The sequence below is a fragment of the Stenotrophomonas sp. 86428_Sma genome, from assembly GCF_056481585.1.
Genome location: NZ_CM151156.1, coordinates 3420022 through 3432243 on the forward strand (window position 1 = coordinate 3420022; position 12222 = coordinate 3432243).

Annotated in this window: 15 protein-coding genes and 2 tRNA genes; 12 read left to right on the forward strand and 5 right to left on the reverse strand. The window is 65.9% G+C overall.

Annotated features, from left to right (window positions below):
• Positions 1–63: 63 nt before the first annotated feature.
• Positions 64–1089, reverse strand: coding sequence for an NADP-dependent oxidoreductase (locus ACZK3J_RS15755; protein WP_049461856.1), 1026 nt, complete (start codon positions 1087–1089; stop codon positions 64–66).
• Between the two features lie 336 nt (positions 1090–1425).
• On the opposite strand from ACZK3J_RS15755, the gene ACZK3J_RS15760 reads away from it, so the two are divergent.
• From ACZK3J_RS15760 to dxs, 8 genes are all read left to right on the forward strand, one after another.
• Positions 1426–1501 (forward strand) — tRNA-Phe (locus ACZK3J_RS15760).
• A 73-nt stretch (positions 1502–1574) separates the two neighbouring features.
• Positions 1575–1650, forward strand: a tRNA-Phe gene (locus ACZK3J_RS15765).
• A gap of 99 nt (positions 1651–1749) precedes the next feature.
• The gene (locus ACZK3J_RS15770; RefSeq protein WP_478476060.1) at positions 1750–2325 is read left to right on the forward strand and encodes a hypothetical protein; all 576 of its coding nucleotides are present in this window, start codon (positions 1750–1752) and stop codon (positions 2323–2325) included.
• 96 nt (positions 2326–2421) lie between these two features.
• Positions 2422–2973, forward strand: a complete 552-nt coding sequence (locus ACZK3J_RS15775) for a lipocalin family protein (RefSeq protein ID WP_329914080.1) — start codon at positions 2422–2424, stop codon at positions 2971–2973.
• A 162-nt stretch (positions 2974–3135) separates the two neighbouring features.
• A complete protein-coding gene (locus ACZK3J_RS15780; RefSeq protein WP_049401709.1) occupies positions 3136–3612 on the forward strand; it encodes an LEA/WHy family protein in 477 nt (158 codons plus the stop codon).
• Between the two features lie 65 nt (positions 3613–3677).
• The gene (locus tag ACZK3J_RS15785; RefSeq protein WP_414578623.1) at positions 3678–5468 is read left to right on the forward strand and encodes an acyl-CoA dehydrogenase C-terminal domain-containing protein; all 1791 of its coding nucleotides are present in this window, start codon (positions 3678–3680) and stop codon (positions 5466–5468) included.
• Between the two features lie 507 nt (positions 5469–5975).
• A complete protein-coding gene (locus ACZK3J_RS15790) occupies positions 5976–6641 on the forward strand; it encodes an HNH endonuclease (protein WP_019336875.1) in 666 nt (221 codons plus the stop codon).
• 105 nt (positions 6642–6746) lie between these two features.
• Positions 6747–8654 carry a 1-deoxy-D-xylulose-5-phosphate synthase gene (gene dxs / locus ACZK3J_RS15795; RefSeq protein ID WP_049462121.1) on the forward strand — a complete coding sequence of 636 codons (1908 nt, stop codon included), beginning with the start codon at positions 6747–6749 and terminating at the stop codon, positions 8652–8654.
• Between the two features lie 152 nt (positions 8655–8806).
• Here the strand turns inward: dxs and ACZK3J_RS15800 are convergent, their stop codons facing one another.
• The 3 genes from ACZK3J_RS15800 to ACZK3J_RS15810 all read right to left on the reverse strand — a co-directional run bounded on the left by ACZK3J_RS15800 (position 8807) and on the right by ACZK3J_RS15810 (position 10079).
• The gene (locus ACZK3J_RS15800) at positions 8807–9010 is read right to left on the reverse strand and encodes a hypothetical protein (protein WP_005417823.1); all 204 of its coding nucleotides are present in this window, start codon (positions 9008–9010) and stop codon (positions 8807–8809) included.
• Between the two features lie 166 nt (positions 9011–9176).
• Positions 9177–9740 carry a DUF3011 domain-containing protein gene (locus tag ACZK3J_RS15805; protein ID WP_049401711.1) on the reverse strand — a complete coding sequence of 188 codons (564 nt, stop codon included), beginning with the start codon at positions 9738–9740 and terminating at the stop codon, positions 9177–9179.
• Between the two features lie 132 nt (positions 9741–9872).
• Positions 9873–10079, reverse strand: a complete 207-nt coding sequence (locus tag ACZK3J_RS15810; RefSeq protein ID WP_049423877.1) for a hypothetical protein — start codon at positions 10077–10079, stop codon at positions 9873–9875.
• A 404-nt stretch (positions 10080–10483) separates the two neighbouring features.
• On the opposite strand from ACZK3J_RS15810, the gene ACZK3J_RS15815 reads away from it, so the two are divergent.
• The 4 genes from ACZK3J_RS15815 (at position 10484) to ACZK3J_RS15830 (ending at position 12019) form a co-directional block, all read left to right on the forward strand.
• Positions 10484–10768: a hypothetical protein gene (locus ACZK3J_RS15815; RefSeq protein ID WP_414578005.1), complete on the forward strand. Its 285-nt coding sequence runs from the start codon at positions 10484–10486 to the stop codon at positions 10766–10768.
• Positions 10769–10780: 12 nt separating this feature from the next.
• Positions 10781–11014 (forward strand): DUF1653 domain-containing protein, encoded by a 234-nt coding sequence (locus ACZK3J_RS15820; protein WP_049423874.1) that lies wholly within the window; start codon positions 10781–10783, stop codon positions 11012–11014.
• An 86-nt stretch (positions 11015–11100) separates the two neighbouring features.
• Positions 11101–11673, forward strand: coding sequence for a TetR/AcrR family transcriptional regulator (locus ACZK3J_RS15825; RefSeq protein WP_049401207.1), 573 nt, complete (start codon positions 11101–11103; stop codon positions 11671–11673).
• A gap of 13 nt (positions 11674–11686) precedes the next feature.
• On the forward strand, positions 11687–12019 hold the full coding sequence (locus ACZK3J_RS15830) for an SMR family transporter (protein ID WP_049462119.1): 333 nt from the start codon (positions 11687–11689) through the stop codon (positions 12017–12019).
• A gap of 22 nt (positions 12020–12041) precedes the next feature.
• Here ACZK3J_RS15830 and ACZK3J_RS15835 read toward each other — a convergent pair whose 3' ends face one another.
• Entirely contained in the window at positions 12042–12215 is a 174-nt protein-coding gene (locus ACZK3J_RS15835) for a DUF1328 domain-containing protein (protein WP_006380555.1), read from the reverse strand.
• Positions 12216–12222 lie beyond the last annotated feature (7 nt).

Here is a 12222-nt window from a genome sequence, read left to right on the forward strand (position 1 = left end):
CCGACCTTGGTCGGCACACCGCGCGGTAGCGCCGGGCCATGCCCGGCGAATCCCGGCGAACGCTCAATCCAGCTTCACCACCAGTTTGCCGAAGTTGCGCCCCTGCAACAGCCCGAAGAACGCCTCCGGTGCATTCTCCAGCCCTTCCACCACATCCTCGCGGTACTGGATGCGGCCGTCGCGCAGCCACTGCGGCATCTCGCGTTCGAACTCCGGCCACAGGTGGTTGAAGTCGTGCACGATGAAACCACGCACGGTCAGGCGCTGGCGCAGGATCTGGCTGAACAGTGCGGGCAACCGGTCCGGGCCGGGCTGCTCGACGCCCCGCTCGTTGTAGGTGGCGATGGTGCCGCACACCGGAATGCGGGCGAAGTCGTTGAGCAGCGGCAGCACTGCATCCAGCACGTGCCCGCCTACGTTCTCGAAATACACGTCGATACCCCTGGGCACCGCCGCACGCAGCTGCGCGGCGAAATCAGCGGCGCGATGATCCAGCGCCACGTCCACGCCCAGCGTCTGCAGATAGGCACGCTTGGCTTCGCCGCCGGCGATGGCGACCACGCGCGCGCCCTGCAGCTTGGCCAGCTGGGCCACGGTCGCGCCCACCGGCCCGGTCGCGGCAGCCACGACCAGCGTCTCGCCCGGCTTCAAACGGGCGATTTCATGCAGGCTGGAATAGGCGGTGAAGCCGGGCATGCCATACACGCCCAGCGCGGTACTCAGCGGCAGTCCGGCCGGGTCCAGGCGGCGCCCCAGTGCCCTGGCCGGCAGCACCGCGTGGGTCTGCCAGCCACCCGGCGCCAGCACCAGCTCACCTGCGGCTACGCCCTCGGCGTTGGACTGCAGCACCTCGGCCACGGTCTGCCCTTCCATCACCGCGCCCACCGCCACCGGCGCGGCATACGAGGGGCCCTCGTCCATGCGCCCACGCATGTACGGGTCCAGCGACAGGTAGCGGTTGCGCAGCAGCACCTCGCCATCGGCCAATGACGGCAACGCAACCTGTTCCAGGCGGAAGTTGGCTGCACTTGGCGCCCCCTGCGGACGCGACGCAAGCACGATGCGGGAGGTGGTCGAGGAATCGGACATGGCCAGGTCTCTGCTGTTGCCAGCATCAGGAGAAAGGAGTGCCGACACTACGCCGCAGCGATCCCCGATGGTGGCCACGAAAACAGCGTTCCATTGCCCGGACCGGCGCGGGTCCGGCACGGCCCTTGCCCTTGCAGCATTGGCGCTTGCGGCGACCTGCTGATTTCCATCGCAGACGATGATCGACTGGCCACGCCCCGCCCCAGAACGGAGGATCAAGCACTTGCGAGCGCGCAGACGGCAATGTGAAGAAATCTTGGCAAAACGCTTGCCGAAGGCAGCCGACCTCCGTAATATACGCGTCCTTGGCAGCGACCTCGCTGCAACGAAACATGTGGCCGAGTAGCTCAGTTGGTAGAGCAGGGGATTGAAAATCCCCGTGTCGGCGGTTCGATTCCGTCTTCGGCCACCACTTTCGAAGGCCTGCAGAAATGCGGGTCTTTTTTTTCCGGAAACCGGGTTTGATCACGGTTGCCACACAATTTGGCCGAGTAGCTCAGTTGGTAGAGCAGGGGATTGAAAATCCCCGTGTCGGCGGTTCGATTCCGTCTTCGGCCACCATCTTCAGAGACCTGCAGAAATGCAGGTCTTTTTTTTGCGCGACCGTGCCTGCCGTCTCTGTAGTACCGTCCTTGGTTCACTGCATGGAGCACTGATGACATGGATGACACCCCTTCCCTGTCCCAACTACAGCAATCGCTGCGACGCCTGCAATGGCTGGTTGCCGGGCTGTCCGTATTGTTGCTTGGCTTGGCCGCAGTCACGGCCTGGCTGCTTTCGCAGCGCAATGCCCCATTACACGTCGATCATTTGAGCACGCGGCAGCTGCAGGTACTCGACGAGCACGGCGTGGTAAGGGTGGAGATTGGCCAGGACAGCGTAGAAGAAGGGCGACGAAGCCGCGCTGCCGGCATCCTGATTTTCGACGCTTCCGGCGCCGAGCGAGGCGGCCTGAGCACGTTCGAGGACAACAGCGTCGCTCTTGCTCTGGACGCCCCGAAGGGACAGGGCGAGGACCGGTGGCGGGACCGGGCCGGACTCCGTGTGGACGCCGACGGCTCCGCGCAACTGCTGCTGACCGACAATCTGACCCGCGGCGCAGTACGCCTGCATTCCAAGGGAACTGGCGGCGGAGGGCTGGACACCTTCAAATGGGATATGGGCTGCGGCACGTTGCATACGCGGACACTTACCTTTGACGGCGACGAGCGCAGTCAACGCCCGTTCGAGCAGTAGCCCCAACCGACGACGGCAATGGTGCCGGCGCATGGAACCTTTACACGCGCCCGTGGCCGCTCGCCTAAGCTCCAGACTCCTGCCTGGAGCCTGCCGATGCCTCTGCGCCCCGCCCTGCTTGCCTGCCTGCTGCTGGCCGCCTCCCCGGTGATCGCCGCCGAACCGGTGCGCGCAGTCGACACGCTGGACATCGACCGCTACGCAGGCCAGTGGCACGAGATCGCGCATCTTCCGGTGTCGTTCCAGAAGCAGTGCGTCGGCGAGATCACCGCCAACTACGGGCTGCGCCGCGATGGCCGCATCAGTGTCACCAATGCCTGCCGCAACGGCGACGGAGAACGCGTGGTTGCTGAAGGCGTTGCACGCCCGGTTGCCGGCCATCCCGGCCAGTTGCAGGTGCGCTTCGTGCCGGACTGGCTGAGCTGGGTGCCGCTGGTCTGGGCCGACTACTGGGTCCTGGCACTGGACCCGGACTATCAGTGGGCATTGGTCGGTGAGCCGGACCGTAAGTACCTGTGGATCCTCTCGCGCCTGCCGGAAATGGATCGCACCCGGTTCGAACAGTTGAAAGAGAAAGCCGAGACGATGGGCTACGACCTCGGCCCACTGCGCCTGATGGCTCCGATTCGCGATACGCCCGCCGACTGAACCGCGTCGTATCCGGCGCACCACGCGCGCGCCATCCGGCGCCGCGCACGCCCGACCGCCATCTTCACGCGCTACCCTCTGCGACGGGTCGCCACAGGCGATCCAAACGACCATACGCCGTAGTATGCTTATCCAACGCACCCCTCCAGAGGACCTGCGCCCATGCTCCACCGCTTCCGTATCGCCTTGATCGTCCTGTGCACCCTCGCCCTTGTTGCCTGCAACAACGGCATCGTCAAGCGTGTTTCGGAACCGGCAGCCAGCCTGCAGCAGCTGACCGTGCGCGCCGACGGCAACTGGACCGTGGCCCTGCGCCTGCAGAACTACAGCTCCATGCCCATGACCTTCGATGACGTCGCGCTGGCGCTGACCGTCGGCGACAGCGACGCCGGCACCCTGCAGGCCAAGCCGGGCATTTCCATCGGCGGCACCTCGGCCGACGTCATCCAGGTCGATCTGGTGCCCAGCTCGGCCGCACGCCTGGTGGTGGCCGATGCGCTGGCCAGCAACCGCACCCTGGCCTATGGCCTGAAGGGAACGGTGGCAGCAACGCCGCAGGAAAAGAAGCAGCGCAGCTTCGACATCAGCAGCCGCAGCACCCTCAACCAGGCCCCGGGCCTGCCGGGCGTGCTGCGCTGACTCCCGCTTTCCGCCGCGGCGCCCGGCGCCGCTCCCCCTGTCCCTGATCAAATCGAGACGTACCGATGAGCAGCTACACCGCCCCGCTTTCCGACCTCCGTTTCGCCCTGCACGATGTGCTCAAGGTCGAACCCCTGTTCGCCCGCCTGGGCTTCACCGACGCCACCGCCGACGTGGTCGATGCCGTGCTGGAAGAAGCCGGCCGCTTCAGCGCCACCGTGCTGGCCCCGCTCAACAGCGTCGGCGACGAGATCGGCTGCGTGCTCGACCAGGCCACCGGTGAAGTGACCACCCCGCCCGGCTTCAAGCAGGCCTACGACCAGTTCGTCGATGGCGGCTGGACCGGCCTGACCGCGTCGCCGGAGCTGGGCGGCCAGGGCCTGCCGCACACCCTGGGCGTGCCGCTCAACGAGATGATCAACGCCGCCAACCTGGCGTGGGGCAACTTCCCGCTGCTCTCGCACGGCGCCATCGAAGCGCTGAAGCAGCACGGCGAGGCCTGGCAGCACGAGGCCTTCCTGAAGCCGCTGATCGAGGGCCGTTGGACCGGCACCATGTGCCTGACCGAGCCGCACTGCGGCACCGACCTGGGCCTGCTCAAGACCAAGGCCGAGCCGAATGCCGATGGCAGCTACTCGATCACCGGCACCAAGATCTTCATCACTGCCGGCGAGCACGACCTGACCGGCAACATCGTGCACCTGGTGCTGGCCAAGCTGCCCGACGCCCCTCCGGGTGCCAAGGGCATCTCGCTGTTCGTCACCCCGAAGTTCAAGGTCGACCGCGAAGGCAACGTCGGCGAGCGCAACGCACTGCGCTGCGGCTCGATCGAGCACAAGATGGGCATCAAGGGGTCGGTCACCTGCGTGATGAACTTCGATGGTGCGCAGGGCTACCTGGTCGGCCAGCCGCACAAGGGCCTGCAGGCCATGTTCACCATGATGAACACCGCGCGCCTGGGCGTCGGCCTGCAGGGCATCGGCCTGTCCGAGCGCGCCTACCAGAACGCACTGAAGTACAGCCGTGAGCGCCTGCAGTCGCGCGCCCTGAGCGGCGCAAAGTTCCCGGACAAGCCGGCCGACCCGATCCTGGTCCATCCGGATGTGCGCCGTATGCTGCTGACGGTGAAGTCACTGGTCGAAGGCAGCCGTCTGCTGGCACTGCACGCGGCCACCCTGATCGACGTCGCCCACCACGCCGACGATGCCGCCGAGCGTGAGCGCGCCGACACCCTGGTGAGCTTCCTGACCCCGATCTCCAAGGCCTGCCAGACCGAATGGGGCATCGAGAACACCTACAACGCCCTGCAGTGCTTCGGTGGCCACGGCTACATCCGCGAACACGGCATGGAGCAGCTGGCCCGCGATGCGCGCATCACCACGCTGTATGAAGGCACCACCGGCATCCAGGCGCTGGACCTGATCGGCCGCAAGACCGCGTCCAGCCAGGGCGCCGGCCTGAAGCTGATGCTGGCAGAGATCGAGGCGTTCGCCAAGGCCAACGAGGGCAACGAAGCGCTGGCCGAGTTCATCGGCCCGCTGCGCGCCAAGGCCGCCGAATGGGGCAAGCTGACCATGGATGTGCTGCAGCGTTCGGCTTCCAATCCGGACGAACTCGGCGCGGCCAGCTACGACTACCTGTTCTATTCGGGTTACGTGGTGCTGGCTTACTGGTGGGCCCGCAGCGTGGCCGCCGCCGATGCCAGCGCGCACGGCGCCGCTTTCGCTCAGGGCAAGCGCGAGACCGCACGGTTCTACTTCGCCCGCGTGCTGCCGCGCACCCTCGCCCACGCCGCCGCGATCCAGGCCGGCGCCGCCCCGCTGATGGCGATGGACGACGAGCGCTTCGGCGCCTGAGCCGGGCGGCGCCCGGCACCCGCGGTAGTGCCGGCCGCTGGCCGGCAACCGCAACAGCAACAGCAACGGCAAGAGCGGGCTTCCTGCTGGGTGGCGAGGTGGGTCCAATTGCGGGGGACGCTGCAAGTACGTCCATGTAAGCTCGGTCGCCGCATCCATGCGGCTCACGCCCCCGCAACCGGACCCACCCCGCCCTCGACAGATTTCTGCTGCTGGTAGGTGTCGACCTTGGTCGACACCGTAGATCCACGCCATGCGTGGATGGAAACCACCGAAATCCATCTGGAGAAAAGCCCCCTTTTGTTAAAGGGGGCGCGCCGACAGGCGCGGGGATTAGGAAGAATGCGCGGGCAACCCAGCGCGCCAACGGCGGGCTGGGTTGCTAAAGGGGGCGCGCCGACAGGTGCGGGGGATAGGAGGAATGCGTGGACCTGAATGTTGACGATTTGCGTATCGCCGACAGGCGATACACAAATCGTCAACATTCAGGTATAAGCTGTTCTCCCGATGGAGACAGACACTACACGCTTGGGTCTGATCGAAGCCGGAGCTCCGTTTTCTGCTCCGGGCGCCGAAGCATCGCCCAACGCCACGACGCTGCATCGCCCCGGTTCGGTCCGGCTGCTCTCGCTTGATGCCCACGGACGCGTACTGGACTGGATCACCTGGCAGGATGCGGCGTGCCTCTACGCCCGCGAAGCCGTCGCCTGGACACTCGGCGATCCCTGCCTGCACATCCACGGCGGTACCAACCGCTTCAGCGGCCTGCAGAGCGGCATGGACCTGCACCCGATCATCGCCGCCCGCGGCCACGCCCGCTCCCGCGCGATCGACCCCACGCCGAACCTGACCAACCCGGCCCTGTTCGCCCGCGACGCACACCTGTGCATGTACTGCGGCCAGCAGTTCAACCGCCCCACGCTCACCCGCGACCACGTCATGCCGCTGTCCAAGGGTGGCCTGGACTGCTGGGAAAACGTGGTCACCGCCTGCTTCCACTGCAACTCGCGCAAGAGCGACCGCACCCCGCAGCAGGCCGGAATGCCGTTGCTGGCGGTGCCTTACCGGCCCAGCTGGATCGAGCATCTGATCCTGTCCAACCGCAACATCCTGGCCGACCAGATGGCCTTCCTGAAGGCGCAATTGCCCAAGCGGTCAAAACTGAGCACCTGAATCGCTGAAAATGCAACCCTCACCGTCCTGTCACGGGCGGCGGCGTTTGCTTGCCCCACCCCCGTTTGAGGGCGAAAATGGGCGTTCAGAACAAGTGCGAACATGATGATCGACTCTGCCCGCTATCCCCGCCTCGCGCGCATCCAGACACCGGATGACCTGCGCACGTTCGACGAATCCGAATTGAGGGCGGTCGCCGACGAACTGCGCGCCTACCTCATCGAGTCGGTGGGCAAGAGCGGCGGCCACTTCGCCGCCGGCCTGGGCGTGATCGAACTCACCGTGGCGCTGCACTACCTGTACCAGACTCCGCAGGACCAGCTGGTCTGGGACGTCGGTCACCAGACCTACCCGCACAAGATCCTGACCGGTCGCCGCGACGAGATCCACACCGTCAAGCAGAAGGACGGCGTCGCGCCGTTCCCGAAGCGCGAAGAGAGCGAGTACGACACCTTCGGCGTCGGCCACTCCTCGACCTCGATCTCGGCCGCACTCGGCATGGCCATCGCCCGCCAGTCCGAAGGCGACAACCGCCAGGTCGTTGCAGTGATCGGTGATGGCGCAATGACCGCCGGCATGGCGTTCGAAGCGCTGATGCACGCCGGTGGCATGGAGCCCGAGCCGAACCTGCTGGTGATCCTCAACGACAACAACATGTCGATCTCCGAGGCGGTCGGCGGTCTGACCAAGATGCTCGGCCGCGCCACCGGCAGCCGCACGCTCAATGCGCTGCGCGAAGGCGGCAAGAAGATCCTCGGCGACAAGAAGAACAACCCGGCGCGCTTCGTGAAGCGCTGGGAAGAACACTGGAAGGGCATGTTCGTGCCGTCCACGATGTTCGAGGAAATGGGCTTCCACTACACCGGTCCGATCGACGGCCACGACATGCCGGCCCTGCTGTCCACGCTGAAGACGCTGCGCGCCTCCAAGGGCCCGAAGCTGCTGCACGTGATGACCACCAAGGGCAAGGGCTACGAGCCGGCCGAAGGCGACCAGATCGGTTACCACGCCGTCGGCCCGTTCGATCCGGACAAGGGCCTGGTGGCCAAGGCCGGTGCCAAGAAGCCGACCTACACCGATGTGTTCAGCGACTGGCTGTGCGATGCCGCCGCTGCCGAGCCACGCCTGTACGGCATCACCCCGGCGATGCGCGAAGGCTCCGGCCTGGTGCGTTTCAGCAAGGAATATCCGCAACGCTATTTCGACGTGGCAATTGCCGAGCAGCACGCGGTCACCCTCGCCGCCGGCATGGCCACCCAGGGCGGCAAGCCGGTGGTGGCGATCTACTCGACCTTCCTGCAGCGCGCGTACGACCAGCTGGTGCATGACGTGGCCATCCAGGACCTGGACGTGCTGTTCGCGATCGACCGCGCCGGCGTGGTCGGCCCGGACGGCGCGACCCATGCCGGCAACCTCGACCTGAGTTTCCTGCGCTGCGTGCCGAACCTGGTGGTGATGGCTCCGTCCAATGAAGCCGAGTGCCGGCAGATGCTCAGCACTGGCCTGCAGCACCCGGGCCCGGCCGCCGTGCGCTATCCGCGCGGCACCGGCACCGGCGTTGCCGCCGGCACCGACCTGTCGACCCTGCCGATCGGCAAGGGCGAGCTGCGCCTGCAGGGCAGCCGCGTGGCACTGCTGGCCTTTGGCAGCACCGTGGCCGCCGCCGAACAGGTCGGGCGCGAACTGGGCCTGAGCGTGGTCAACATGCGCTTCATCAAGCCGCTGGACCGCGAGCTGGTGCTGGCCGTGGCCGCCCAGCACGAGGGCCTGGTCACAATCGAAGACAACGTGGTGGCCGGCGGCGCCGGCTCCGGCGTCGGCGAACTGCTCAACGCCGAAGGCGTATTGCGCCCGATCCTGCACCTGGGCCTGCCCGACAGTTACCAGCACCACGCCAGCCGTGAGGACCTGCTGGCCGAAGCCGGTATCGATGCGGCGGGCATCCGCGCGGCGGTGCTCAAGCGCTGGCCGCAGCTGGCTGCCGGGACCCCGCCGCTCAGCGCGGCAGGCTGAGGCCGGTCACCACCAGTAGATCCACGCATGGCGTGGATCTACTGCGGAACAGGGGTCGATCCACGCCATGCGTGGAGACAGATGCAAAGTAGATCCACGCCGTGCGTGGCTAGCGGGCTCCGGAACGATGATCTGGCCGGAAACCCCAACCCTCAGCCGTAGCTGACCGCTTCCACGAACGCACCGCTGGCCTCCACCCGCACCGCAGCGCGCTGCCCGGTGTCGACGAAGTGGAGGCGTGCAAGGGTTTCAGCGAAATCGTAGGCCCGGGCACCATCGCGGAACTCGATCGGTTCCGGCCGGTCCGGGTGCAGCACGCGCCATTGGCGTTGCTCGCATTGCAGGCGGATCAACATGCAGCTCACTCCTTGAGGCAGCGTATCGACGGTGGCGGGACGGGCGTGCCGGTTTCGGCAGACTTCATCGCGACGGATCAGGGGCACGCAGGGTGCCCTGATCACAGAAGATACGACGTTCAAAATGTGAGCTGTATCAGATTATTCTGATTTTCGATGGGCGAGCTCAATTCACCTGGAACTGCGCCCGGCAGCCGTCGCTGACCCAGATGCCACGACGGTTCCAGCCCCAGGTCTGGCCCTCGATGCAGGCGCTGCGTGAATCCTGACGCACCAGGCGCACACCACGACGGATGCGGGCATCACAGTACTCCTGGCGGTGGCCGTTGGAATGGCAGGTGATCACCTCACCCCCGCCCCAGCCATTGCCACCGTTGCCCCAGCCGTTGCCATGGCCACCACCCCAGCCACCGCCACGGCGGTACTCGCCAACGAACTCGGCACGGCAGCCCTGGGTGACCCACACACCGTAGCGCGATTGCCCCCAGGTCTCGCCTTCCACGCACGGCGAACCGGACAACTGGCGGATCATCCGGGCACGGCCTTCCAGACGGCATTCATTGCTGCGGTTCTTGATCGATTCGCAGCGGACGATGCCGCCGCCATCACGACCGCCATAGCGATCATCGTCATAACCGTAGCCATAGCTCTGCGCCTGCGCGCCGCCTGCGGCCGCCAGCATCGGCAGCAGCGTGCAGGCCAGGGTGCGCCAGGTGAGTGCCTTGCCCATCGGAATCTCCGGATGAATACGATGGCGCAAGCATCCGGGATTCGTGGCGCGGCGCACAGGGGGTCGCACCACGGCGGTTTTTTCCCCATTCAAACAACTCAACCGTGGCTGACTGCGCCTCGGCCGGTGGCGTCACTCCCCGATATGGAGCGCATCCACGGTGCTGCCGAGCGCCTCGACCCGGACCGTGCTGCGCTGGCCGGTGCGACGATGGTGCTCGAGGGCCAGCGCAGCGGCCGCGTCGAAGGCATCGGCACCGCGGGCGTAACGGGTGGCGTCACCCGCCTTCGGATGCAACACGGACCAGTGCCGGGCAGTGCATTGGACAGTAAAGACCATGAGAAGCTCCTGCGGAAGGAAAGAGGCGGTGACAGGCGGCAGGGCCACGTGCCAGTACACCCTCAGGCTATCGATCGCGTCGGAGATGGCCCATCAGATTTGTACGAAAATGCCTCAGGATTCGGTCGGGCGCTTCCCAACCCTCACATCCCTGAGGCTGTTTAGTGAAGGCGTTCCGTGACCCTTGTCACGGAGTTGACGGAGCTTCACACTACCGTCACCAACAGGGGCCCCTTCCACATGCGCACCTTCTTCTCGCAGCAGCGCTGGACGCTGCTGAAGTTCTATTTCGTGGCCAGCTATCTGGTGCTGATTGAAGAGCTGATCCGCGCCGCCATGCACTGAGCGCTTGCTGGAGGGCTATTTGCGACAGACACTGTCGCTTTAGGCACGGAGCCCGCCCGATGAAAGCGCTTCTTCTGATTCCAGTCCTGCTGGTGCTGACCGCGTGCGCCAACCAGCACGACGCCGCCGCACGTGCCGATGCGGCGCCCACCTCGTCTGCGGTACCGAAGGTGGGCGGCGATCGCGATGCCCACGGATGCATTGGTTCGGCCGGCTACCAGTGGTGCGAGCACAACCAGCGTTGCGAACGCCCGTGGGAACTGGCACAGGCACAGGGCCTGGCCAATACCGCCGAGGCCATCGATGCCTACTGCGCGAAGCCGACCAGCCCGGCACGCAAGTGAGGCTCGCACCCCATGGCTGAGCTGAGCCCGCTACCCACCCTGGCCCCGGGTCGCTACCGCCACTTCAAGGGCGGCGAGTACGAAGTGCTCGATATCGTCCGCAGCAGCGAGACGCTGGAGCCACTGGTGCTGTATCGCGCGCTCTATGGCGAAGGCGGCCTGTGGGTGCGCCCGTATGCCATGTTCGTCGAACAGGTACCGGGCGAACACGGACCGCAGCCGCGTTTCGCCCGCATCGACGCATGACGGTTCCGCTGCCGGCCCTGGCCGGCAGCGCGGTGACACCACGGGCCTGCGTTACAATCGTACCGTCCAGTCGGTTTCTTCCCGCCATGTCCGCATCCCCCTCCCGTTCGCGCCGCAAGGCGCCCGACAGCGTGCGCCAGTCACTGCTGCAGGCCACCATTGAAGTGATCGGCCGTAATGGCCTGGCCGCGCTGACCGTGCAGGACGTCGCACAGGCCGCCGGTGTCAGCAAGGGTGCGCTGTTCCATCATTTCAGCAGCAAGCAGGCACTGGTGGATGAAGCCATCGGAGCGCTCATCGGCGAATTCGAAGCGCGGGTGCGTGCCCTGCTGCAGGAAAACCCCGAAGGGCATGGCCGTTTCAGCCGCGCCTATGTGCAGGCCAATTTCGAGCATCTGCTGCAGCAGGAACAGGACAACGACATCGGCCTGACCCTGGGCAACCTGATGGAACCAGCCCTGCTCGCGCATTGGCGTACCTGGAAGCGTGCGATGCTGGCCGAGTTCGCCGGCGAAGCCAACGATCCGCGACTGTATGCGGCGCGCTGCGCTGCCGATGGCTACTGGGCCACGGCCTATGGGCGTCCGCTGGACGAGGAAGAACGCGCCAACGCATTGGCGATGGCCGAACAGGCCCTGAAACTATGCGACCCGCAGTGAGCAGGAGCGCTCAATGAATCCCTATCTCTACCTTGCCGCTGCCATCGTGCTGGAAGTAATTGCCACGTCGCTGCTGAAGGCATCCGACGGCATGAGCCGGCTGGCGCCGACACTGGGCGCGCTGGTCGGCTATGGACTGTGCTTCTACCTGCTGTCGGTGACCATGAAATCGATACCGACCGGCATTGCCTACGCCATCTGGTCCGGCGTCGGCATCGTGCTGATCTCGTTGATCGGGCTGGTGGTGTTCAAGCAGCGCCTGGATGCACCGGCGTTGATCGGCATCGGCCTGATCTGTGCTGGCGTACTGGTGATCAATCTGTTCTCGCGCAGCAGCGCACACTGAGTACGCTGCTGCGCGATCAACGCTAGCTGACCTTCTTCGCTACGGTCATGCCGAGCAGGAACAGCACCACGGCGATGATGATGCCGGCCCAGAACAGGAACTTGGCGATGCCGACCGCGGCGCCGGCAATGCCGCCGAAGCCGAGCACGCCCGCAATGACGCCGATGATGGCGAAGATGATGGCCCACTTGATCATGTCAAAC